The 25,964-nt window shown below is 60.4% G+C and carries 14 protein-coding genes; 9 read left to right on the top strand and 5 right to left on the bottom strand.

All coding sequences use genetic code 11. The annotated features are described in order from the left end of the window. Positions 1 to 206 precede the first annotated feature (206 nt). The 3 genes from BLT89_RS04655 (at position 207) to BLT89_RS17800 (ending at position 15,860) form a co-directional block, all read left to right on the top strand. Complete coding sequence (locus tag BLT89_RS04655; RefSeq protein WP_090193328.1) at positions 207 to 14,468, top strand: VCBS domain-containing protein; 14,262 nt, start codon at positions 207 to 209, stop codon at positions 14,466 to 14,468. 330 nt (positions 14,469 to 14,798) lie between these two features. Further along, the gene (locus BLT89_RS04650) at positions 14,799 to 15,137 is read left to right on the top strand and encodes a tryptophan synthase subunit beta (RefSeq protein WP_090193327.1); all 339 of its coding nucleotides are present in this window, start codon (positions 14,799 to 14,801) and stop codon (positions 15,135 to 15,137) included. Positions 15,138 to 15,212: 75 nt separating this feature from the next. Next, the gene (locus BLT89_RS17800) at positions 15,213 to 15,860 is read left to right on the top strand and encodes a potassium channel family protein (RefSeq protein WP_172829116.1); all 648 of its coding nucleotides are present in this window, start codon (positions 15,213 to 15,215) and stop codon (positions 15,858 to 15,860) included. 12 nt (positions 15,861 to 15,872) lie between these two features. Here BLT89_RS17800 and mnmH read toward each other — a convergent pair whose 3' ends face one another. The 4 genes from mnmH to cfa form a co-directional block, all read right to left on the bottom strand. Further along, the gene (mnmH, locus tag BLT89_RS04640) at positions 15,873 to 16,970 is read right to left on the bottom strand and encodes a tRNA 2-selenouridine(34) synthase MnmH (protein WP_090193326.1); all 1,098 of its coding nucleotides are present in this window, start codon (positions 16,968 to 16,970) and stop codon (positions 15,873 to 15,875) included. Beyond that, positions 16,970 to 18,004: a selenide, water dikinase SelD gene (gene selD, locus BLT89_RS04635; RefSeq protein WP_090193325.1), complete on the bottom strand. Its 1,035-nt coding sequence runs from the start codon at positions 18,002 to 18,004 to the stop codon at positions 16,970 to 16,972. Before selD ends, mnmH begins: the two co-directional genes overlap by 1 nt. Positions 18,005 to 18,106: 102 nt before the next feature. After that, positions 18,107 to 19,078 (bottom strand): IS110 family RNA-guided transposase, encoded by a 972-nt coding sequence (locus BLT89_RS04630; protein ID WP_090193324.1) that lies wholly within the window; start codon positions 19,076 to 19,078, stop codon positions 18,107 to 18,109. A gap of 314 nt (positions 19,079 to 19,392) precedes the next feature. Further along, positions 19,393 to 20,565, bottom strand: a complete 1,173-nt coding sequence (gene cfa, locus BLT89_RS04625) for a cyclopropane fatty acyl phospholipid synthase (protein ID WP_090193323.1) — start codon at positions 20,563 to 20,565, stop codon at positions 19,393 to 19,395. 243 nt (positions 20,566 to 20,808) lie between these two features. Between cfa and BLT89_RS04620 the strand changes: the two genes are divergently transcribed. Genes BLT89_RS04620 through phnE form a run of 4 tightly spaced genes read left to right on the top strand, consistent with a single transcriptional unit; the run spans position 20,809 to position 24,048 of the window. Then, positions 20,809 to 21,660 (top strand): putative selenate ABC transporter substrate-binding protein, encoded by an 852-nt coding sequence (locus BLT89_RS04620; protein WP_090193322.1) that lies wholly within the window; start codon positions 20,809 to 20,811, stop codon positions 21,658 to 21,660. After that, a complete protein-coding gene (locus BLT89_RS04615; RefSeq protein ID WP_090193321.1) occupies positions 21,657 to 22,463 on the top strand; it encodes a phosphonate ABC transporter ATP-binding protein in 807 nt (268 codons plus the stop codon). The genes BLT89_RS04620 and BLT89_RS04615 overlap by 4 nt, the downstream gene beginning before the upstream one ends. Beyond that, positions 22,457 to 23,284, top strand: coding sequence for a PhnE/PtxC family ABC transporter permease (locus tag BLT89_RS04610; protein ID WP_090193320.1), 828 nt, complete (start codon positions 22,457 to 22,459; stop codon positions 23,282 to 23,284). The genes BLT89_RS04615 and BLT89_RS04610 overlap by 7 nt, the downstream gene beginning before the upstream one ends. Next, a complete protein-coding gene (gene phnE, locus BLT89_RS04605; protein WP_090193319.1) occupies positions 23,281 to 24,048 on the top strand; it encodes a phosphonate ABC transporter, permease protein PhnE in 768 nt (255 codons plus the stop codon). The genes BLT89_RS04610 and phnE overlap by 4 nt, the downstream gene beginning before the upstream one ends. 30 nt (positions 24,049 to 24,078) lie before the next feature. Here the strand turns inward: phnE and BLT89_RS04600 are convergent, their stop codons facing one another. After that, a complete protein-coding gene (locus BLT89_RS04600; RefSeq protein ID WP_090193318.1) occupies positions 24,079 to 24,738 on the bottom strand; it encodes a class I SAM-dependent methyltransferase in 660 nt (219 codons plus the stop codon). 222 nt (positions 24,739 to 24,960) lie between these two features. Here BLT89_RS04600 and BLT89_RS04595 point away from each other — a divergent pair, with 222 nt between their 5' ends. Together BLT89_RS04595 and BLT89_RS04590 are read left to right on the top strand one after the other, a co-directional pair. Continuing rightward, positions 24,961 to 25,185 carry a cysteine-rich CWC family protein gene (locus BLT89_RS04595; protein WP_090193317.1) on the top strand — a complete coding sequence of 75 codons (225 nt, stop codon included), beginning with the start codon at positions 24,961 to 24,963 and terminating at the stop codon, positions 25,183 to 25,185. Then, entirely contained in the window at positions 25,175 to 25,876 is a 702-nt protein-coding gene (locus BLT89_RS04590) for a pseudouridine synthase (protein WP_090193316.1), read from the top strand. Before BLT89_RS04595 ends, BLT89_RS04590 begins: the two co-directional genes overlap by 11 nt. The last annotated feature ends 88 nt before the right edge of the window (positions 25,877 to 25,964 follow it).

Genomic DNA, 25,964 nt, shown 5'->3' with positions numbered 1-25,964 from the left:
CCGCTGGCAAACCCTGGCCTTCAGTGGTTCACCAGCCGCGCATTTTACAAAAAAGCCATTCATTAGCCGACGAAATGCACATTTATTTGACGTCAATTTACTGACTTTACCATTTATCCTCGATATAGTGAACCACGTCACATTAAGAGCGATACAAAAATACCGTTTTGGTAGAATCGTCGCCGTCATATATCCGGAGCAATGCAATGAGCAACGTGATCGCCATCGTCAAGAGCCTGGTCGGCCAGGCCATAGCCATTTCTGCTGACGGCGTTCAGCGCCAGCTGGCTGAAGGCGATCACATTTTACAGGGCGAGAAGCTGGTTACCGGGCCGGCCGACTCCGTCAGTCTTGCGCTGACCGCAGAAGGCCAGGCGCTGGTTGCGTCTACGCTCGGCTCCGACCAGATGCTTGCTGAAAGCGCCAGCGGCAGGGCCGCTCCCCTCGTCGTCGGCCCGGCTTCCAGCTGGAGCGGCAGCGAACTGCATACCCCTACGCAAACCGTTGCAGCAGATGAACAGCCGAAAAATACCGGCGACGACCAGCCGCCGGAGCGCAACAATGACGGCAACACCCACGTCATCCTGGGCAGTCCGGATAATGCATGGGACTACATCCTTTCCGAGACCGGTCAGCGCGTAGACCCCAACGTCGGCTATCCCACCGGTCCGATAGGAGCTGGTAATTACATTCGCGGCTTGGAGTTTGCCGACAACTCGAAGGACGACGGCACGCCGGCGAAAAACAATATCGTCATCGCCGAAGATGACCGCTACAGCATCGACGAGGACGGTACGCTCCCCCTGTTCATGCTCGACAATGACCTCGCTGCGGACGGCGGGCTGAAAATCATCAGCATCAACGGCACCACGCTGACCGGCGGCGCCCAGTCAATCAGCGTACCCAACGGCACCGTCAATATTGCTGCCGATGGCAGTATCAGTTTTTCACCGGACGCCAACTACCACGGCGATGTCAGCTTCGATTACATCGCCGGGGACAGTAATGGCGACACCGCCACCGCGACCGTATTCATTACCGTCAATCCGGTCGTCGACCTGGTGGCTGCCGACGATTACGCCACCACGGACGAAGATGTAGCCATCATCAATGGCGATGTAACAGCCAACGACAGCACCACCTCGGGCGGCTCCCTCAGCTATGCAGTTGCCAGCGACGTCAGCAACGGCACTCTGGTTTTCAACAGCAACGGCAGTTATACCTACACCCCTGCTCCCGACTACAACGGCACCGACAGTTTTACCTACACCGTAACCGATGCAGCATCGGGCGAGAGCCTTACCCGGACGGTCCACCTGACCATTAATCCGGACAACGATGCGCCGGTAATTACCAACCCGCCCGCAGCGCTCCTCGGAGAGGTTATCGAAGCCGGCAATCAGGATGACGGCACCGTTGTGCCTGGTACTGTTTCCGCTACCGGCACCCTCAGCGCCTCCGACGTAGATGCCGGTGACACCCAGACCTGGAGCCTGCAGGGCACATCGGACACCACCTACGGCAGCATGGCTCTGGACAGCAGTTCCGGCGTGTGGACCTACACCCTGGACAACAGCCTCGCCGCCACCCAGGCGCTCAAGGAAGGCGACAGCTTCGACCTGACCTACACCGCCCGTGTCACCGATAGCTTCGGCGCCTACGTCGACCAGACCATCACCGTCACCATCAAAGGCAGCAACGATGTGCCGGTGGTGACCAATGCCGTCACCGAACTGGCCGGCAGCGTGACCGAAGCCGGCCACGAAGATGACGGCACCGTTGTACCTGGCACTGCTACCGCTACCGGCACCCTCAGTGCCTCCGACGTGGATACCGATGCCACCCAGACCTGGAGCCTGCAGGGCACACCGGACACTACCTACGGCAGCATGGCACTGAACTCCGCCACGGGCGTGTGGACCTACACCCTGGACAACAGCCTCGCCGCCACCCAGGCGCTCAAGGAAGGCGACAGTTTCGACCTGACCTACACCGCCCGAGTCACCGATGACTTCGGTGCCTATGTCGACCAGATCATCACCGTCACCATCAACGGCAGCAACGATGTGCCGGTAGTGACCAATGCCGTCACCGAACTGGCCGGCAGCGTGACCGAAGCCGGCCACGAAGATGACGGCACCGTTGTGCCTGGCACTCTTTCCGCTACCGGCACCCTCAGAGCTTCCGATGTGGATGCCGATGCCACCCAGACCTGGAGCCTGCAGGGCACACCGGACACCACCTACGGCAGCATGGCACTGAACTCCGCCACGGGCGTGTGGGCCTACACCCTGGACAACAGCCTTGCCGCCACCCAGGCGCTCAAGGAAGGCGACAGCTTCGACCTGACCTACACCGCCCGTGTCACCGATGACTTCGGTGCCTATGTCGACCAGATCATCACCGTCACCATCAACGGCAGCAACGATGTGCCGGTGATCACCAACCTGCCCGCCGCCACCCTCGGTACCGTCACCGAAGCCGGGCATCTGGATAACGGCACCGTGGTCAACGGCAAGGCCAGCGCCACCGGCACCCTCACCGCTACCGATGTCGACTCCAGCGCCACGCGCAGCTGGAGCCTGCAAGGCACGCCAGACAGCACCTACGGCACTATGGTGCTGAACTCCTCCACCGGTAAATGGACCTACACCCTGAACAACAGCCTTGCCGCCACCCAGGCGCTCAAGGAAGGCGACAGCTTCGACCTGACCTACGTAGCCCGCGTTACCGACAACTTCGGCGCTTATGTCGAACAGACCCTCACCGTCACCATCAACGGCACCAACGACAAGCCGGTAATCACCAATACCGCCGCCGCCCGTGCCGGTTCGGTGACCGAAGCAGGCAATGAGGATGACGGCACCGTTGTGCCTGGCACTGCTACCGCCACCGGCACCCTCAGCGCCTCTGATGTGGACGCCGATGCCACCCAGACCTGGACACTGACAGGCACGCCAAGTACCACCTACGGCAACATGGTGCTGAACTCCGCCACTGGCGTGTGGACCTATACCCTGGACAACAGCAAAGCCGCCACCCAGGCCCTACGGGAAGGCCAGAGCGTTACCCAGACCTACACCGCCCGCGTCACTGACGATTTCGGTGCCTACGTCAACCAGACCATCACCATCACCATCAACGGCACCAACGATGTGCCGGTGATCACCAACCTGCCCGCCGCCACCCTCGGTACCGTCACCGAAGCCGGGCATCTGGATAACGGCACCGTGGTCAACGGCAAGGCCAGCGCCACCGGCACCCTCACCGCTACCGATGTCGACTCCAGCGCCACGCGCAGCTGGAGCCTGCAAGGCACGCCAGACAGCACCTACGGCACTATGGTGCTGAACTCCTCCACCGGTAAATGGACCTACACCCTGAACAACAGCCTTGCCGCCACCCAGGCGCTCAAGGAAGGCGACAGCTTCGACCTGACCTACGTAGCCCGCGTTACCGACAACTTCGGCGCTTATGTCGACCAGACCCTCACCGTCACCATCAACGGCACCAACGACAAGCCGGTAATCACCAATACCGCCGCCCGTGCCGGTTCGGTGACCGAAGCAGGCAATGAGGATGACGGCACCGTTGTGCCTGGCACTGCTACCGCTACCGGCACCCTTAGCGCTTCCGATGTGGATGCCGATGCCACCCAGACCTGGACACTGACAGGCACGCCAAGCACCACCTACGGCAACATGGTGCTGAACTCCGCCACTGGCGTGTGGACCTATACCCTGGACAACAGCAAAGCCGCCACCCAGGCCCTACGGGAAGGCCAGAGCGTTACCCAGACCTACACCGCCCGCGTCACTGACGATTTCGGTGCCTACGTCAACCAGACCATCACCATCACCATCAACGGCACCAACGATGTGCCGGTGATCACCAACCTGCCCGCCGCCACCCTCGGTACCGTCACCGAAGCCGGGCATCTGGATAACGGCACCGTGGTCAACGGCAAGGCCAGCGCCACCGGCACCCTCACCGCTACCGATGTCGACTCCAGCGCCACGCGCAGCTGGAGCCTGCAAGGCACGCCAGACAGCACCTACGGCACTATGGTGCTGAACTCCTCCACCGGTAAATGGACCTACACCCTGAACAACAGCCTTGCCGCCACCCAGGCGCTCAAGGAAGGCGACAGCTTCGACCTGACCTACGTAGCCCGCGTTACCGACAACTTCGGCGCTTATGTCGACCAGACCCTCACCGTCACCATCAACGGCACCAACGACAAGCCGGTAATCACCAATACCGCCGCCGCCCGTGCCGGTTCGGTGACCGAAGCAGGCAATGAGGATGACGGCACCGTTGTGCCTGGCACTGCTACCGCTACCGGCACCCTTAGCGCTTCCGATGTGGATGCCGATGCCACCCAGACCTGGACACTGACAGGCACGCCAAGCACCACCTACGGCAACATGGTGCTGAACTCCGCCACTGGCGTGTGGACCTATACCCTGGACAACAGCAAAGCCGCCACCCAGGCCCTACGGGAAGGCCAGAGCGTTACCCAGACCTACACCGCCCGCGTCACTGACGATTTCGGTGCCTACGTCAACCAGACCATCACCATCACCATCAACGGCACCAACGATGTGCCGGTGATCACCAACCTGCCCGCCGCCACCCTCGGTACCGTCACCGAAGCCGGGCATCTGGATAACGGCACCGTGGTCAACGGCAAGGCCAGCGCCACCGGCACCCTCACCGCTACCGATGTCGACTCCAGCGCCACGCGCAGCTGGAGCCTGCAAGGCACGCCAGACAGCACCTACGGCACTATGGTGCTGAACTCCTCCACCGGTAAATGGACCTACACCCTGAACAACAGCCTTGCCGCCACCCAGGCGCTCAAGGAAGGCGACAGCTTCGACCTGACCTACGTAGCCCGCGTTACCGACAACTTCGGCGCTTATGTCGACCAGACCCTCACCGTCACCATCAACGGCACCAACGACAAGCCGGTAATCACCAATACCGCCGCCGCCCGTGCCGGTTCGGTGACCGAAGCAGGCAATGAGGATGACGGCACCGTTGTGCCTGGCACTGCTACCGCCACCGGCACACTCAGTGCCTCTGATGTGGACGCCGATGCCACCCAGACCTGGACACTGACAGGCACGCCAAGTACCACCTACGGCACCATGGCACTGAACTCCGCTACCGGCGTGTGGACCTACACCCTGGACAACACCCTTGCTGCCACTCAGGCGCTCAAGGAAGGTGAGAGTGTCACCCAGACTTACACTGCCCGTGTTACCGATGACTTCGGTGCTTACGTTGACCAGACCATCACCATCACCATCAACGGCACCAACGATGTGCCGTTGATTACCAATCTACCGGCTGATATTGCCGCCCTGATTACTGAAGCTGGTCATCTGGATGACGGCACTTCAGCACCCGGCGTACCCGGCGCTACGGGCACCCTCTCGGCATCTGATGCAGATGCCGGCGCCATCCTGACCTGGAGCATGCAGGGCACACCGAGCACCACTTACGGCAATTTTACGTTCGATTCCGACACCCAGGTCTGGACTTACGCACTGGACAACAGCTTGCCAGCTACCCAGGAGCTGAAGGAAGGCCAGAGCGTCACCCAGACCTATGTAGTGCGTGTTACCGACGATAAAGGCGCTTTTGTCGATCAGACCATTACCGTCACCATCAACGGCACCAATGATGTGCCGGTGATCACCAACGCTGCCACCCAACTGGTCGGCAGCGTTACCGAAGCCGGCAATGAGGATGACAGCACTATTGTGCCCGGCACCCTCACATCTACGGGCACTCTCACTGCCTCCGACGTGGATGCTGATGCCACCCAGACCTGGAGCCTGCAAGGCTCCCCAAGCACTACCTTCGGCACCATGGCTTTGGACAGTAGTTCCGGCGTGTGGACCTACACCCTGGACAACACCAAGACTGCTACCCAAGCGCTCAAGGAGGGTGAGAGTGTTACCCAGACTTACACTGCCCGTGTTACCGATGACTTCGGTGCTTACGTTGACCAGACCATCACCATCACCATCAACGGCACCAACGATGTGCCGGTAATCACCAACGCCACCACCGCACTTGCTGGCAGCGTGAAAGAAGCAGGCAATGAGGATGACGGCACCGTCGTCCCTGGCAATGCCACGGCCACAGGCACTCTAACCGCCTCCGATGTGGATGCCGATGCCTCCCAGACCTGGACCCTGCAGGGGGCACAAGACACCACCTACGGCAGCATGGCACTACACCCGACGACTGGCGTGTGGACCTACACTCTGGATAACTCCAAAACCGCTACCCAGGAACTCAAGGAAGGCGACAGCTTCGACCTCACCTACACCGCACGCGTCACCGACGATTTCGGTGCCTACGTCGATCAGACCATCACCATCACCATCAACGGCACCAACGACAAGCCGGTATTCAGCAACCTTCCGGCAGCTGCGCTGGGCACGGTAACCGAAGCTGGCCATACAGATAGCGGCGGCACGGTAGCCGGGACGCTTAGCGCTAGCGGCACCCTTTCCGCCTCCGACGTGGATGCCGATGCCACCCAGACCTGGACTTTGCAGGGCACGCCGAGCGCCACTTACGGCACCTTTACGTTCGATCCGGGCACCCGGGACTGGGCCTACACCCTGGATAACAATCTGGCAGCCACCCAGGCGCTTAAAGAAAACCAGAGCGTTACCCAGGACTATGTTGTCCGCGTCACTGATGACAAAGGTGCCTATGTCGACCAGACCGTCACCATCACCATCAACGGCACCAATGACGTACCGGTGATAACCAACGCCGCCACCCAACTGGTCGGCAACGTTACCGAGGCCGGTCACCTGGACAATGGCGACGAGGCGCCTGGCACGCCAAGCGCCACCGGTAGCCTCACTGCTACCGATGTGGATGCCGATGCCACCCAGACCTGGACTTTGCAGGGCACACCTAGCACTACTTACGGCAGCATGCAGCTGGACAGCATGACCGGCGTATGGACCTATACCCTGGACAACACCCTTGCCGCCACCCAGGCGCTCAAGGAAGGCCAGAGCGTCACCCAGACCTACACCGCACGCGTCACCGACGATTTCGGTGCCTACGTCGATCAGACCATCACCATCACCATCAACGGCACCAACGACAAGCCGGTATTCAGCAACCTTCCGGCAGCTGCGCTGGGCACGGTAACCGAAGCTGGCCATACAGATAGCGGCGGCACGGTAGCCGGGACGCTTAGCGCTAGCGGCACCCTTTCCGCCTCCGACGTGGATGCCGATGCCACCCAGACCTGGACTTTGCAGGGCACGCCGAGCGCCACTTACGGCACCTTTACGTTCGATCCGGGCACCCGGGACTGGGCCTACACCCTGGATAACAATCTGGCAGCCACCCAGGCGCTTAAAGAAAACCAGAGCGTTACCCAGGACTATGTTGTCCGCGTCACTGATGACAAAGGTGCCTATGTCGACCAGACCGTCACCATCACCATCAACGGCACCAATGACGTACCGGTGATAACCAACGCCGCCACCCAACTGGTCGGCAGCGTTACCGAGGCCGGTCACCTGGACAATGGCGACGAGGTGCCTGGCACGCCAAGCGCCACCGGTAGCCTCACCGCTACCGATGTGGATACCGATGCCACCCAGACCTGGACTTTGCAGGGCACACCTAGCACTACTTACGGCAGCATGCAGCTGGACAGCATGACCGGCGTATGGACCTATACCCTGGACAACACCCTTGCCGCCACCCAGGCGCTCAAGGAAGGCCAGAGCGTCACCCAGACCTACACCGCCCGCGTCACCGACGATTTCGGTGCCTACGTCGACCAGACGCTCACCATCACCATCAACGGCACCAACGACAAGCCAGTCGCCGTGGCGGATGTCAACAGCGTCATTGAGGATTCGGCAGATCAGTCCGGTTACAACGACAGCCTCGCTACCACCAGCATCGTCGGCGGCAATGTGCTGAGCAACGACACCGATGTCGATAGCGGTGATACACGCAGCGTGACCGGTGTGGCAGCAGGTACCCCGGCCAGCGCCAGTGGCAATGTGGCCAGCAGTGTTGCCGGCACCTACGGCAGCGTGCTGATCAATGCCGACGGTACTTACACCTACACCCTGGACAACAGCAAAGGCAATGTACAGGCGCTGGCCGAAGACCAGTCGGTCACCGACACCTTCACCTACACCATCACCGACGGTCAGGGCGCAACCAGCTCCACCACCCTGACCGTCAGCGTCAGCGGTGCCAATGACACCCCGGTGATCAGCGTGCGTGGCAGTGATACCGACACGGCAGGTCTCACTGAAACCAACGCCAGCCTGAGCACCGCCGGCACCCTGAGCGTGTTTGATGTCGACACCCTCGACACCGTAGCGGCCACTAAAGTCGATGCCCTCACCGTCGGCGGCACCTACAGCGGTCCGGCCTTCAACGTAAATGAGCTCAAGGCCATGTTCTCGGTCAGCGGTGGCGAAACCAGCACCACCGGCCAGGACGCTCTCCACGGCATCAACTGGGCCTTCAACTCCGGCACTCAGGCGTTCGACGCCATTCCTAAAGACGCAACGCTGATACTCACCTACACCGTGCGCGCCACCGACAGCCACGGCGCCACGGACGATCACGATGTAACAATCACCATTGTCGGTACCAACGATGGCGTCGTGGCGATGGACGACACTCAGAGCATTGCCGAAAACGCCACCGGCACAGCACGCGGTGGCAATGTGCTGAGCAATGACACGCTCGACCTTGATTACGGTGTGACGACGGCGGTCAGTAGCTTCAGTCTGGACGCCAATGGTAACGGTGCGCAGCAAACCTTTACTCCGACAGCTGGCGGCACCTCGGTCACCGTGACCACGCCATCCGGCACCTTGGGTGTCCTGACCATGAAAGCTAACGGGGACTATACTTTTGCACCGCATAATGGCGATTACAGCGGCCCGGTACCGGTAATCACCTACACCCTGCTCAGCAGCACGGGGGAAAGCGATACCGCCACTCTTACCTTGACCGTAACGCCTGTTTCTGATGCGCCAACATGGCTGCAGCACAAAGGCGTTACTCCGGATGAGGATGTACAGACCAGTCTGAATCTGCAGATGCCCATCATCAAAGATACGACAGATCAAAATGGTAGCCTTCCCGGTGATCATTCCCAACAACTCGGCTTTATTACCCTGGAAAGTATCGACACTGGAACGAAGATTTATAAAGGCGATGGAACGACGCTGCTGTTTACCGGTGCCAATAACACTATGCGCATTGCCATCGTCGATGACACTGGCAATCTGGATACCAGCGTTCACTACACCAACCTGGTAACTGACTCCTTGTATGCAGGCGCCATCAAGCTGACACAAGTCGAGTTTGAAGCCCTCAAGGTCTTGCCTCCTGCCAACAAGCACAACGATGTAGATATGACGCTGCGCGTCACCAGCTACGAAACAGATGACAGCGGCAACAGATTGACAGCAATAGCTGGAGTTCCGGCTACCCGCGTCATACACGTTGAAGTTCTTGCCGTTACCGATACGGTTGAGCTGAAAATCGCCGGTTCTGACAGCTACAGTGAGACTATTCCCGAAGACACCCCATTCGACCTCGCGGGCAAGCTAACCGCCAGCTTCCAGGATCTGGATGGCAGCGAGCATCGCGACATCATCATCAAAAATCCATCAGGGAACAGCACCATCTACGTCAACGGCAACGCCGTAGTTGCAGGGGACGAATATAAGATTGACTCGGAGGCTGCGGGCAACAATCTGGAAACCTCGCAGAGCGGCTTCCCAGCCATTTGGATTGCAGGAGGCGCCAATTTTAGCGGTGATCTGAATGGCATCACGGTTACCTTGAGCGCCACGGATACCGATAACGATTCGCCGACTGCGACTCCGGGCACCCAGACCGCCAGCGTGACCCTGAACCTGCACGTCACCCCGGTGGCCGGCGATGTAACTGCACCGAACGTCAGCACGGCCGAAGATACCGCAGTCAAATTCCTGCAGAACGTGGCCCTCACCGATACCGATGGCAGCGAATCCATCACCGGCATTGCGGTCAATGCGCTGCCAACCGGCTGGGTCGTCCGTGATGATGCCGGGGCAGTGGTATTTACCGGCAATGGGGCTGCTACCTTCACCGTTCCGGCAGGCGAAGTCAGTAACGGCGACTTCCGTAACTACACGCTCACACCGCCCGGCAACAGCAGCGCGGACATCACGCTGTCGCTGAGTGTGACCAGCACAGATACCCAGGTGGTCAATGGCGCCTCTGTAACAGACACTAAAACTGTGACCCTGACACCTACGGTCAGCGTGTCTGCTGTGGCCGAGCAGACAGGGCTGGTCGTAGACAGTGTCACCGACACCAACAATGACGGCATTCTCGATCTGACCCTTACCCCCGGGTTCATCTACACCAGTCAGGGTGCGGAAGATCAGTGGTTCACCATCAACAGCGATGGTTTCGACCTCAAGGCCGGCTGGAGCAATCAGGATGCTGAAGGCACCCTTCCATACGGCAGCGAGCAGACCTTTGCCTTGCTAACGCCGGTATTGGCTGCCGGCTCGGCCATCGGTTCGGAATTCAGATACACCGACGGTACGGGTACACACGTACTGACCTATACCGGTACCGCCCTGCAGATCCCGCTGTCAGCGCTGGACAGCGTCCAGTTCAAGGCCGCCGCCAACGTTGCCGGGAAGTTCGAAATCCAGATTCAGGCCAAGACCATCGACACTGATCCGGAAACTGGCACAACGGATACTGCCATCTCCGGCTCGGCCACCCTGACCAACCTGGTGATTGCTCCGGTAGCCGATGCGGTAACCCTGGCCGTCGATGCGCCGGCGGTAGGCAAGGAAGATACGTCGATTCCGTTGAACATCCGCCCGACCAGTGCCGACTCTTCGGAAACGTTCACTATCACTATCAGCAATATCCCCACTGACGCGGTGATCACCTATGGCGGTAATACACTAACGAGCAGCGACGGCAGCGTAACAATCGCCAACTTCAGCGCAGCAGTTGCCCTGGGCATTACCCCGCCGCCGAACAGCAATGTGGACTTCACCCTCAACATTTCCGGCGTGTCGGTAGACACTTACATAGACGCAGACACTGGCGACGTTTTCACCAGCACCTCGGCGCCGGTCAGCCTGAACATGCTGGTCGATGTCCGCGGCGTGGCCGACCCGGTGACAGTAGAAACCCACGAATTGGAGACCAGCGAACTCACGGTCGAAAATAGCGGCCAGAAAATCGCTCTTTCCAGCGTAATCACCACGGTGGAGCCGACCGACGAAGACGGTTCCGAAACGGTTTCGCTGGTGGTCACCGGCGTCCCGGCAAACGTGAATATCGAAGGGCTGACCTACATCAGTGGCACCGGCATCAACCGCGTCTGGTCGGGTACACCGGCACAGATCAAAGATGCCCAACTGGTGATCAAGGATGCCCATTACAGTGGCACCATCGAGTTCCAGATTAAGGCCGTTTCCACTGAAAACGATGGCAACAGCCTGACCGGCCCGACCCCTACGGTGACCATTCAGGTGGCACCTTCCCCGGAGGCGACTCTGGTTAGCCAGACTACCCTGGCGGAAGATACCCTCACCCAGCTCGACTTCAAGATCAAGGCGCCGAATGTCGACAGTGACGAAACCGTGGAATCAGTGTGGATCAAGGCAGTTGATGTAGATGGCCAGCCGTTTCAGCTGTTTCACAACGGTATTCTGCTGGGTGACCTTGCCTCGGATGTTGTGCTCGATGCCGGTTGGTACAAGCTCACCGCCATCCAGGCAGGCAATGTTTTCGCCCAGGGCGCAGCCAACAGCGATGACGACTATAACTTCGGCATCCAGTACGAAATCCGAGATACGTCCACTGATGGCACGCTAACGACAATCGAGAGCAAGAGTGCAATCTATACGCTCAACGTAACAGCTGTCACCGACCCGACCGAATCGAAAAACGACTTTGAAACGACCTATGGCGAAGACCACGTATTTACCCAATCGGAAACGGTGACCATCAATGTCACTGTCACTCAGCTTGGTGACGACAAGGCCGGTGGTGCCCAAGACATCGATGGCAGCGAAAAACTGCTCTACTTCACCATTGACGGAGTTCCGGCTGGCGTTACCGTGGTGGGCGGAAAATACATCGGCAATGACGATCAGCCCGATCGCAACACCGGGCGCTGGCAGGTTGACAACACGGATGCGCCGTTCAGTTCTGCCTCGCTGGTTCAGTCCTTCCAGTTCGCGCTGGATGGTAGTAGCTTGCAACTCTCCGACCTCGATGAATACATCACAATCACTGCCTATACCCAGGACGGCGGCGGCTTCGTTCTGACGTCATCCACCGACTGGCACCTGCAGACCGGCAGTAATTTCGATGATTCGCTGAAGCCGCCAACCAACCCGGCAATCATCGATAGCTGGGTACCCGATACAACACTTCCGCCGGTACTCGAAGATGCCCCGCTGACGTTGTCTGATTATGTCGATGCCCAGATCAGCGGCAGCTCGACATTTGCCGTCACCATCACCGGTTTGTCTGCTGGCACCCAGGTCAGCGGAATGACACGGGAGAATGTCAACGGCATCGATGTCTGGACTGTTCAGGGCGAGGGTGACGATGCTGCCCTGCAGGCTGTTTTGAATGGCATCACCATCACACCACCTGTCGACTCGAACCTGAACAACACCCCAGGTGGATTCAGCTTCACCACTACACTCACCACTTATGATGTGGGTGGCGGGCGCCACGATGCTTCATTGACGTTCAATCCCGTCGCCGAACCGATTACCGATGCCATTGATCTGGTCATCAGCGCACCCGGTATCGATGAGGACACCTCGGCAACCATTACCTTGACCCTGGCCAACCCTGAGGATGGTGCCTTTTCAAAGGTTATCGATGATGGCAAGGTCTATATCAGCCTTAATGAAAGTGGACTGAGTGCAACTGGCGGCACCCTCAGCTTCGGCGGCTCGCCACTGGTTCTTGAGTCGGTCACAGGGGTCAATGGCGTACCTGACGGTTCTTACTACGTGCTTACCGGTGTCACCAGCACAGCCAACCTGACCCTCGAATACCAGCCTCCGGCCAATGCCAACGGGACACTTGGCTATGCCGCCTATGTCCTGGGCAAGGAAGACAACACAGTCAGCACAGACATCACCACCAGCATGGCCAGTGGCAGCCTGACAGTCAGCCCCGTCAACGAAGGCGGCACCACGCCTGGCGGCGACCCGATCTACGGAGTGACCGTTGACATCACTGACCAAACGGGCAACGAAGATGCAGCTGTCCAGCTGCCGGTCAGCGTAACTCTCACCGACCCTTCCGAGAAGATTGCATCGCTCACTTTGAGCAACGTCCCGGACGGCGTACTGGTTTATGCGGGCAATGGCTCGCCCGGTTCACTGGCGATCAACCTTGGCGGTGGGAACTGGGGCATTCCGCTGATAGCTGGCGCAGTACCGGCCTATATCGCACTGCAACCACCGGCCAACTGGAGTGGCGTGATCAGCGGTCTGGAGTTCGGCGTCTGGTCCGGTGAGGTGGGGCTGGATCCGACGCTCACCAGCAGCAGCTTCGACGTGACGGTAAATGGCGTTGCCGACGGTATCAACATGACACCTACCCTGTCGTTTGGCGCGGCAGGAGCCATAGTACCGCTCAACCTGAACAGTACGATGCCCGACTCCGACGGTTCTGAACTGGCCACCCTGAGCATCAAGAATCTTGGCGCGCATGCTGCCTTCTACACCAACAGCACCCTGCTGACGGCCAGTTATGACCTGGTAACCGATACCTACACCCTGAGCAATCTGACTCCGGCACAGGTTGACCGGCTGGGCGTGATACAGAAGGCCGGCAGCTACGACCTGCAGATAGATGCCTATACCACCGACTCGCCCGGCGACAATGTGTCGGGGGTAACCAGCGCCAACCTGCAGCTCAATCTGTCTAGCGCCGGCACCGGCAATCCCATAATGGATGATGGCAGCAGCATGCTCATCGGCACTGATCACAACGACAGCCTGACCGGAGGCCCCGGCAGCGACATACTCACGGGTGGCAAAGGTGCTGATCTGTTTATCTGGAATAAAGACGATCTGACGAGCGGCGCGACTGATCACGACGTGATCACCGACTTCAAGCCCAGCGAAGGCGACCGCATTGACCTGAGCGGTCTTCTGTTGATAGATGAACAGCTACCAGGTGCCGATATCAATGATTATCTGCGGGTGAGCAGTGCGGACTCATCAATCCTGGAAGTCAGCAGCAACGGCCAGTTTGGTAGCAGCGGTAATCCGGATGTGACTATCGAACTACAAGGTGTGGATCTGTACGCCTATGGCAAAACACCGTCCCAAATCATCAGCTCGCTGATTGCCGGCGCCGACCCGCTGGTAAAGGTCGATCACAGCTAAGCAGGCCATAAGTCAGGCAGTAGTGCAGGCAGTCACTGTGATTGCCTGCACTACTGCCTCGATGGAATTTGATGAGCTGAAGCCGGCAGCATTCTTTAACCCAATCGCGGGCAAGCCCGCTCCTGCGCAAGAGCAAAAGCCGTGACGCCGCGCCAAGCTGTGGGAGCGGGCTTGCCCGCGAATGCTTTCTCATGCGCTTGATGGTTACTACGCAGAGCTTGCTCACCACCCCCGAATACCGGCACATTTTTGCCGGCGGTTTACAAAATGTCCGGCAAACGGCATGTTGGGCACAGGTCGCCATCCGGCTGACAGCCTCGGAGGTGTTGTATGTTTCATGTTCAGCGAGATGCCGAAGGCCGTCTGATCCGGGTAGAAGCGGCCCCTTTCGCAGAAAGCAGCGGTCAGCTCGATGCCGAGGATCAGGAGATTCAATCCTGGTTCGCCAACCAGTCCGTTGAAAGCAGCCTGCTGCAGCTGCGGCAGACCGACCCGGAGATGATCCGCGTACTCGAGGATCTGATTCACCTGCTGACGACCAAGGGCGTACTGCGCATTACCGACCTGCCCGCTGCCGCCCAGCACAAGCTGGTCCACCGCTCACAGGCGCGTGAAGGGCTTGGCGGTCTTAACCGGCTGATCGGTGATGACGACAACAGCCTGATCTGACTGCAACAATTATTCAGCGGCCCGGAAACCACCACGTCACCGGGCTGCCAAACCCGCATTCTGCTGGAGAGCACCTTGTTCAAAACCTTCTTTAACCGTGCGCGTTTCCGCCTGCTGCTGGCTGCTACGGTGGCGTTGATGGTGACGATGATGTGGCATCGGGCTGACCACTTTGCCGTTTTCTGCTGTGCCTTGCTGCTCACCCTGGCCGGCATCAACGCCCTGCCCAGCCATAAGCCGATGTACAAAGTGGTCATTGCGCTGGGGGTGATCAATACCCTGATGATGACGCTGGTGCAGTTCGACCTGATCCGATTGCAGGTCAGCAATTTAAGCATGGCCGCCCTGTATATCGTGCTGTTCTCCTCGCTGATCCACCGGCTTACCCGCGAACGCCCGGTAACCGGTGAACTGCTCTATGGCCTGGTGGCCATCTACCTGCAAATCGCCCTGCTGTTCGCCATTTTCTATCAAGCCATCGAGACGCTGTATCCCAATGCATTCGCTGCAACAGCGGGCGTCCTGCCTTTGGAGCATGACGACTTTACCTACTTCAGCATGATCACCCTGACTACTGTGGGCTACGGCGACATCTACCCCATGCACCCGCTTGCGCGGATGCTGGTGTCTTTCGAGGCGGTAACCGGTGTGCTGTTCATCGGCCTGTCGATGGCGCGCAGCCTGATGCTGATCAACGATGACCCACAGAAAGGCCTCGAATAACCGCCCCGCTACTCAGGGGCGCTTGCGCTCGCGCAGATAGGCCACCACTTCGTCCCGGGTACCGGAAAACTCGATGCGCTGCCCCTTGCTCTCGCGCTGGAAGGCGTACATCGGGTCGTAGTACTCGGTGAGCAAACCGACAATCCAGCTGCGATGCCAAGCGGTATCGCCACTGCTCTGCTGCTCATCCAGCGCTGCCTGCATCATCTGCTGAAAACGCTGGTAGCGCTCCCCGCCCAGGCGCTTGCGAATATTCGCCAGACTTTCCAGCAGGCGCGCGCTGAACAGTGCAAACCCCGTTTCTACTCCATGCAGGTCAACAAATTCCGCACACAGATCGATCACGTAATCGCGCAGGATGCGCTGCACTCGCCCGTCCAGACTGTCTTCCAGCCAAACCAGCGGATACTCCTGCATGCCCTGATGCAACGGCAGCGGCAGCGAACAGCGCCCGACCAGCCGGCTTTCATCTTCCAGCACGAAGCTTTCGATGCCCGCAGCGCGCTTGCGCAGGATGTCGATGGCCAGGCTGTTTTCGAAATCGATCTGGCCGGGCTGCGCGGTGGCACGTTTGCCGAAACTCGAGCCGCGGTGATTGGCGTGGCCTTCCAGATCCAGGCGGTTATCCAGCGCATAGAGCACATCGGTCTTGCCGGTGCCGGTCAGACCACCGACCACCACAAAATCACACTGCGCCACGGCCTGTTCGATGGTCTCCAGCAGGAAGCTGCGCATGGCCTTGTAACCACCGAGCACCCGCGGGTAGTCGATGCCGGCTTCCTTGAGCCACTGCTGCACCAGTTGCGAGCGCAGGCCGCCGCGGAAGCAATACAGATAACCCTCGGGATTGGCCCGGGCAAAGGCTGCCCAGGCGGCAATGCGTGCCGCCTTCAGCTCGCCGCTGACCAGTTGATGACCCAGTTCGATGGCCGCCTGCTGGCCTTTCTGCTTGTAACAGGTACCGACCTTCTGCCGCTCCAGATCATTCATCAGCGGCAGATTGACGGTACCGGGGAAGGCACCCTTGTCGAACTCCACCGGCGCGCGGGCATCCATCATCGGCGCGCCGCTGAGGAATATCGCCCGGTAATCGCTGCTGTTGTCGCGCATCAGCAAACCTCGACGGCAAACGGCTGGCGCGCCACCAGTTCGCCAATCGGCGCCAGCTGCAGACCCAGCTCAGCCGCCAACGCGAGAAACTCCGCCTCACCCTCTGCCGCCACCGCCACCAGCAGCCCGCCGCTGGTCTGCGGATCACAGAGCAGGTGTTTCTGCTCCTCGCTCAGCGGCGCGACCTTCTCGCCGTAGCTTTCAAAGTTGCGCAGGGTGCCGCCGGGTACGCAGCCCTCGGCCAGGTAGTAATCCACGCCGGGCAAACGCGGCACGGCGCTGTAGGTCAGGCGTGCAGTAAGCCCGCTGCCCTCGGCCATTTCCAGCAGATGACCGAGCAGACCAAAGCCGGTGACATCGGTCATCGCCTTGACCCCGGCCAGCTTGCCGAAGCGGCTGCCGGGTTTGTTCAGGGTGCACATCCAGTCCCGCGCCAGACCCACGTCGGTTGCCCGCAGTTTGGACTTCTTCTCCGCCGTGGTGAGAATGCCGATACCCAGCGGCTTGCTCAGATACAGCTTGCAGCCCAGTTCGGCCGTGTCATTGCGCTTCATGTGGCGCTTGTCCACCAGCCCGGTGACCGCCAGACCGAAGATCGGCTCCGGCGCATCGATCGAATGGCCACCAGCCAGGGGAATACCGGCCTCGTCACAGACCGCACGCCCACCACGAATCACCTCGCGCGCCACTTCCGGCGCCAGCACATTCACCGGCCAGCCGAGTATGGCGATGGCCATCAGCGGGTCACCGCCCATGGCGTAGATGTCACTGATGGCGTTGGTGGCGGCGATACGGCCAAAGTCATACGGGTCATCGACAATCGGCATGAAGAAGTCGGTGGTAGAAACTACCCCGCGCTCTTCATCGATGGCATACACCGCCGCGTCATCGCGCGAGGCATTGCCGACCCACAGTTTTGGATCGAGATTCTGCGCGCCGCTGCCGGCGAGAATCACCTCCAGCACCTTGGGCGAAATCTTGCAGCCGCAACCGGCACCATGGCTGTACTGGGTCAGGCGGATTGGCTCGCTCATAAAATCTGTCCGGTTGCTCATGTCAGGCCGGCGATTCTAACAGCCTTGCCCGAGCGTCGGGGGTGCCTGTGGCAGCCTTTACCGTAGATACCGTCTTGCCGGTCAGTGCGCAATAGCCAGTTGAGCATCAAAAGGCTTGCCTGACTTCAATACGCCGTAAGCAATGTGTAGAAGTTTACGCATCGCTGCGCAGACGATCTGTTTACCCGGCTTGCCTTTGGCTTTTAGCCGCTCACTCAGGGCTTTTACTGCCGGATTGTGCGTCATGGCCACGAGTGCCGGCATGTACAAACCTGCACGTAGACTTGCGGACCCCGTGCGCGATATACGCACATGCCCTTTGTGCTTGCCGGACTCTTGCAGTCGAGGGTTCAGCCCGGCGAATGCGACAACGGCGCGGGAGCTCTTGAAGCGTAACGGATTCGCCAGCTCGGCCATTATCAACGCTGCAGTTTTATCGCTGATCCCGTCAATGCTGACCAGCAGTTCACGCTGGCCACGCAAGTCAGGATCATCATCAATATGTTCTTTGATGGCTTTCAGGGTCGCCGTAATCTCTTGCTCCAAATGCTGGATGACCGAGCGGATAGAGCCTTGCACGCTGGCATCAGAGACATCCAATCGATTTTGCTCCATCTGCTCAAGCCCCTTGAGGTCTTCCAGACGCCGTACCAAGGCACGCAGGCGGCGCTGCGCAAGGGGTTCGGGCTGCCAGGCGACAAGCTCATCTTTATGGCGCTGGCCATAAAGTGCGATCAATTTGGCATCGACCTTGTCGGTTTTGACCCGCTGCAACTGGCTCTTGGCATAGCTGGAAATGCACGCAGGGTTGATCACTGCAACCTGATAGCCCAGGTTGTACATGTGTTCAGCCAACGCCAGGTGATAAATACCGGTTGCCTCCATCACCAGCCAGGCATCGGCCGTGGCATGTTTGCCCAGCCATGCCTGCAGGGCATCAAACCCCTTGGGATTATTCGGCAGACGGGCTTTGGTGCGGTACTTGTCGTTGATCTGAAGGGTGGCAATATCAAAGCTGCCTTTGGCAATGTCGATACCAACTACGCTGGACATGGTCGATCTCCTCAAGTTGATCCGTTTGATCATCACGACACTCTGTTCAACCTTGTCAATGCGAGCTCTCGCGCAAAGCTGGCTCAAGATACCGTTCGAACTTCACGAGTGAGTGCGCAGGGTCGAAGAACTATCTACGTCACAGACTCAAGGCCTGAGGGTGGGCTCGTCTTTCTGACCCTGCTTCCGATGATCTGTCGGATACAATCACCCAGTAACTGAGTGATTGTCGAGATACAAGGGTGGGCTTCAGCCCACCAAATTGAAATTCATCAACGGTGGGCTGAAGCCCACCCTACCGGCTTACCCGGAGATCAGCGCAGCGAACGATAGCCGCCAGGCACCCCGCCCTTGCTCAGCACCACCTGCCACAACTGGATATCACGGGCGCGGAAGGCGCCGGCACAGCTCAGCAGGTAGTAGCGCCACATACGGCGGAAACGCGAATCGTACTGCCCCTCCAGCTGCGGCCAGTGGCGCTCGAAGTTGGCATGCCAGGCCATCAGCGTACGGTCGTAATCGGCGCCGAAGTTATGCCAGTCCTCCATCACCAGCCCGGGCTCGCAGGCCCTGCCGATCTGGGCAATCGAAGGCAACCCGCCATTGGGAAAGATATAGCGGTCGATCCATGGGTCGGTATGCCGCAAGCTGCGGTTACCGCCGATGCTGTGCAGCAGAAACAGCCCTCCATCGGCCAGACAACGCTGCACCACCTGCATGTAGGTGGCGTAGTTTTTCCAGCCGACGTGTTCGAACATGCCCAGTGACACGATGTGATCGAAGCGTTCATCCAGGTCACGGTAATCCTGCAGCCGGATTTCCACCGGCAGGCCCTGACAGCGTTGCCGGGCCAGCTCGGCCTGCTCGCGGGAGATGGTGATGCCGACCACTTCCACGCCGTAATGGCGGGCGGCAAATTCGCCGAAGCTGCCCCAGCCACAACCGATATCGAGGATGCGCTGACCGGCTTGCAGGCCGAGTTTGCGGCAACTCAGATCCAGCTTGTGGGTTTGTGCCTGATCGAGATCGCTGGCCTGCGCCCAGTAGCCACAGGTGTAGGTCATGCGCTGGTCGAGCATGCACTGGTACAGCTGATTGCCCAGATCATAATGCTGCTGGCCAACGATGAAGGCCCGCGAGCGCGACTGCAGATTGCCCAGCAGACCGCAGAACCTGCGCCAGAGGGCATACCAGCCAATGCGCAGATGCCGATCAAGGTGCGCACGCAACACCCGGCAGGTGAACTCGTCGAGCTGTGCGCAATCCCACCAGCCGTCCATCCAGGCTTCGCCGAGGCCGAGGGTGCCGTCTGACAGCACCCGGTCATACAGGCGCTCGTCATGCACCTGCATATCCCACGGCTGCCTGCCGTCAATCTGAATGGCGGCGTGTTGCAACAGGGCTTCGACAATGTCGCGCGCCCGCCGCCCGGTACTGTGCTGATGCAGTTGATCAGCCGCCTGTGAAGAAAATTTCCCCTGCGCCATGGGAACCTCCTGCGCCTTCGCCACCTCTGTGATTGATCAATCTTTGTACAGTTTTAGCCGTTTTTCCGCGCAGCGCCAGTTCTGCGCCCGGTTCAGCCGGCGACAGCTTCGGCTGGCCTTTCACGCCTGTCCCCGTATAATCGGCGGGCTCTTTACCCACGCCGATGAAGCCTTTTTACGTCGCTCGAATAGCCGTAAAGGCGCTTCTCTTTCGTTTTTTCCGCTATTGAACCGGAGAACTCCATGCTTAATCGCGCTCTGGCGCTTGCCGCCGCATTTGCCCTGTCCCTCACCACCGCCGTTGCCCACGCCGCCGATGTGCTGCGCGTGACCGCTATTCCTGACGAAGCCCCTACCGAACTGCAACGCAAGTTCAAACCCCTGGGTGAGTACCTTGAGCAGCAACTGGGCATGAAAGTCGAGTTCACCCCGGTGGCCGACTACCCGGCCGTGGTCGAAGCGCTGGCTGCCGATCGGGTTGATCTGGCCTGGCTCGGTGGCTTCACCTTCGTCCAGGCGCGCCTGAAGACCGGCAATGCCATCCCGCTGGTACAGCGCGAGCAGGATGCGGTGTTCACCAGCAAGTTCATCAGCAGTGATCCTGCGGTGAAATCCCTGGCCGACCTCAAGGGCAAGACCTTTGCCTTCGGCTCGGTGTCGTCCACCTCCGGCAGCCTGATGCCGCGCTACTTCATGCTGCAGGAAGAAATCGTGCCGGAGCAGTTCTTCAGCCGCGTGGCCTACTCCGGCGCCCATGACGCCACCGCAGCCTGGGTTGAAGCAGGCAAAGTGGATGGCGGCGTGCTGAATGCCAGCGTCTGGGACAAACTGGTCGCCAGCGGCAAGGTCGATACCAGCAAGGTGCACGTGTTCGCCACCACCCCGACCTACTACGACTACAACTGGACCGTACGCGGCAACCTTGATCCGGTGTTGATCGAGAAAATCACCGCCGCCTTCCTCGCCCTTGACCCGGCCAAGCCGGCAGACAAGGCGATTCTCGATCTGCAAGCCGCGACCCGCTTCATCCCGACCAATGCCGACAACTACAAAGGCATCGAAGCTGCTGCCAAGGCTGCCGGTCTGCTCAAGTGACACTGCAGCTGGATGGCGTGGGCCTGACCCACGCCAATGGCCACATTGCGCTGCGCGATATCAACCTGCGAGTGACGCGCGGCGAACGGCTGGCGATTATCGGCCCCTCGGGTGCCGGCAAAACCAGCCTGCTGCGCGTGCTGGCCACTGCCCTGCAACCCAGCAGTGGCAGCCTGAAGCTGCTGGATCAGCAGCCCTGGGCGCTGTCGGCCGGACAGCGGCAGAAGCTGCGCAGTGCTATCGGCCTGATTCATCAGTCACCACCGCTGCCGCCCCGGCAACGGGTGGTCACCGCCGTATTGGCCGGGCGTCTGGGCCAATGGTCACTGGGCAAGGCCCTGCTCAACCTGCTCTATCCGCTGGAGCGTGCCGCAGCCGCCGCTGCGCTGGCGCGCATGGATCTGGCCGACAAGCTGCATGCCCATTGCGATCAGCTCTCCGGTGGCCAGTTGCAGCGGGTCGGCATCGCCCGCGTGCTCTATCAAAGCCCACAGCTACTGCTGGCCGACGAACCGGTCTCGGCCATGGATCCGGTACTGGCCGGACATACCCTGCATACCCTGTGTGATGAGGCTGGCGCCCGCGGCATCAGCCTGATTGCCAGCCTGCATGCGGTGGAGCTGGCGCTGCAGCACTTCCCGCGCATCATCGGCCTGCGCGACGGGCGCATCCTGTTCGACAAGGCCAGCGATGCGGTAAGCCCGGCGGATCTGGAGGCGCTGTACGCCAACGAGCAACTGCAGCGCAATGTACCCGCCTCGCCGCAACCGCCCCCCGTCGTCGTGCATATTCCGCGATGCTGAACCCCGCACAACGCGACCCGGCCGCACTCCCCCGCCTGTTGCTGGCGGTATTGGCGGTGCTGCTGTTGTGGCCCGGCCTGCAGCTCAGCGAGCTGAATCCGGCGGTGCTCTGGCAGGCAGATAATGCCGCCAGCATGGGCAAGTTTCTGCAGGGCTTCTGGCCCCCGGCCCATGACCGCGAGTTTCTTCAGCTACTCGGCGAAGCCACCCTGCAAACCCTGGCCATGGCCACCGCCGGTTTGTTTCTGGCGTTGCTGCTGGCCATTCCGGCGTCTTTGTTCGCCAGCCGCGCCCTGTCGTTGTCGGCACTGCCGCGTGGCGGACGCCCCGTGTGGTGGACGCAACTCCTGCGCTGGCCGGTACGCGGCCTGCTGATCGTACTGCGCAGCATTCCGGAGATTGTCTGGGCGTTGCTGTTCGTGCGCGCCGTCGGCCTGGGCCCCACGGCCGGGGTGCTGGCCATCGCCATCACCTACAGCGGCATGCTCGGCAAGGTCTATGCGGAAATCTTCGAATCGGTCGACCCGCGCCCGGCACGCGCCCTGCTGCTGGCCGGCAGCGGGCGGCTGGCCGCGTTTGTCTACGGCACCCTGCCCAGCGCCGCCGGCGAACTGCTGTCCTACACCGTATACCGTTGGGAATGCGCCATTCGCGCCTCGGTAGTGATGGGCTTTGTCGGTGCCGGCGGCCTCGGCCAGCAGATCGACTTTTCCCTGCGCATGTTCGCCGGCGCGGAAGTGGCCAGTCTGCTGCTGACCTTCCTCTTGTTGGTGTTGCTGGCCGACAGTCTCAGCCGCCTGCTGCGGAGCCGGCTGCAATGAAGCGACTGATCAATTACAGCCTGCTGCTCGGCTTGTTGCTGGCCGTGGTCAGCTCCTTTGCCTATCTGCAACTGGATCTGGCCAGCCTGTTCAGCAGCCAGAGCCTGGCGCAAATGGGCCGCTATGCCGGCAACTTCCTGCAGCCCGATTTCAGTACTGATTATTTGCAGCGCATCGGCCAGGGCGCGCTGGAAACCCTGGCCATGTCCGCCCTTGGCACCCTGCTCGCGGTGATCCTCGGCCTGCTGCTGGCCTTACCGGCGGCGGGTCGGCTGGGCAAGCTGGCCCAAGCTGTTTCGCGCTTGCTACTCAATGCCCTGCGTGCAGTGCCGGAACTGGTGTGGGCCGCGCTGATGGTACTGGCCGCCGGGCTGGGGCCGAACGCCGGCACCCTGGCCCTGGCCCTGCACACCACCGGCGTACTCGGCCGGCTGTTTGCCGAAGCCCTGGAAAACTGCCCACCGGAGCCAACCGAAGCGCTGCGCCTGTCCGGCAGTTCGGCGTTCAGCGCCTTCTGCTACGGCACCCTGCCGGGCATTCTGCCGCAGCTGCTGGCGTACAGCCTGTACCGTTGGGAGAACAATATCCGCATGGCCAGCGTGCTCGGCTTTGTCGGCGCCGGCGGGCTGGGGCAGATGCTCTATGTCAGTCTCAGCCTGTTCCAGGAAGCCCAGGCGGCAACCGTGATCATCGCCATGCTGCTACTGGTATTGCTGGTGGACGTGAGCAGCAACAGCCTGCGCCAGCGCTGGCTCGAGGCCTGACAGATGCCACGGGGTTTAGCGCAGCCGGAGTCAGGCAGCCTTGCGACTGAGGTTAAGGATGCGCCCCCGGAAGGCCACATCGGCACTGTCATGGGCGTTGCCCAGATCGGCATTCTGCTGATAACCGAAAACTGCCATTTCCCGACTGAAGCTGGCCGTATGACCGCGCCGTGGATCGACAATCAGCACCCGGGCCGTCTTCGCGGTATGGCGATCGATGAAGCCGGCCAGCAATGCCGGGTGATCGCGCTCATACAGCAGGTCGCTACCGATGATCAGGTCGAACAGGCCCAGCTCCGGGTAATCCACAGCCCAGTCACAACGCTTGTAGGGAATCGGCGGCAACTGGTTCAGTAGAGTATTGCGAGCGAGGAATTCGCCGGCCAGCGGGTGGTAGTCACTGGCGGTGATATCCGCTTCGAGGCGCTGCAGCACCAGGCTGGACAGCCCCAGCCCGCAACCCAGTTCAAGAATGCGCAAACCGGCAACCGGATAGTCCTGCATGGTACAGGCCAGCACTTCGCCGGACAGCCATAACTGGCCAAACAGGGGCCAGGTGGCCGAGGAAATTCCCGCCTGCTCGGCAAGGCCTTCGGCATCGGCGAATTGCTGCTTGTCGCGCAGCGAGCACAGATGAAAATCTTCAGCACCGATGCTGAGGGTGGAATATTTGATGCGGTAGCCAGGCATGGGCAACTCGATTTGCTGAAAAGGCGGTCGTCACAGAAATGGACAGATCAGCAAGGGACAGCTGGCACAGGCGAGCTGAGAGTCACCGAGGGGGCACTTCACTTGCCGCCAAGGTAGCCCTATACGCAGGCACTGGCAAATTCGCAGGCCAGAAGGTAGCGTGCACCCTCAACTGCACATTGCACCCGTACTTCACCCGCAGCATCCCGGAATCCACCAACCATGCCTGACCCGCAAACCCGCAATCCAGCAAGCTGTCCCGTCTGCGGCCAGAGCAACCTCTGTGCACTGGCTATCCCCGCGACAGCCACCCGGCCCTGCTGGTGCTACAGCGCAAACATCGACGCCCACACCCTGGCCCAGCCGGCAGCTGCGCAAAACCGCAATGCCTGCCTGTGTCCGGCCTGCGCGCAGGCCGTGCCAGCGAAAGAAGCTGATGCGCCTTGATCGATTCATCAGCAATTTGCCGCGCTTCAACCGCCAGGCTGCCCGGCTGTTGCTGGCCAGCGGACGCCTGCAGGTTGACCATCAGGTAGTTCGTGACGGCTGCCTGCAGATCCGCGAATTCCATTGCATCCAGCTCGACGGCGAAGTGCTGCAGGCCGGCAAGGCTGCGCGCTTTTACCTGCTGCACAAGCCGCGCGGCTACGTCAGTGCCACCCGCCACCCGCAGCACCCGACTGTCCTCGATTTACTCGATGTTGCCGATAAGGACGAACTGCATCTGGCCGGCCGGCTTGATCTCAATACCAGTGGTTTGCTGCTGCTTACCAACGACGGCCACTGGTCTCGCCAGCTGACCCTGCCTGCCAGCCATCTGGCCAAGACCTACCTTGTGACCACGGCGGAACCCATTACCGGGGAATACGTCGAGCTGTTCAGCCACGGCATGCTGCTGGCCAACGAGACCCGGGCCACCCTCCCCGCCGGGCTGGAGCTGCTCGACAGCCACTCGGCACGCCTGACGCTGTACGAAGGGCGCCACCATCAGATCAAGCGCATGTTCGCCCACTTCCATAACAAGGTCATGAGCCTGCACCGTGAACGCATCGGCAACCTGACCCTGGACGACCTGCCGTGTGGCCACTGGCGCCCGTTGACGGTGCAGGAACTCGCCACACTGCACCAAAGCCAGTAGCCGGACTCCGCCAGCGGCAAGCACAAGGAATCCGCCTGGCGTCAGGAAGCAGGCAGCATCCGGGCCAATTGCGACCCGCCAGTCAGAA

This window comes from Pseudomonas pohangensis (assembly GCF_900105995.1).
GTDB classification, from domain to species: Bacteria; Pseudomonadota; Gammaproteobacteria; order Pseudomonadales; family Pseudomonadaceae; genus Aquipseudomonas; species Aquipseudomonas pohangensis.
This window is presented reverse-complemented; position numbering and strand designations above follow the sequence as displayed.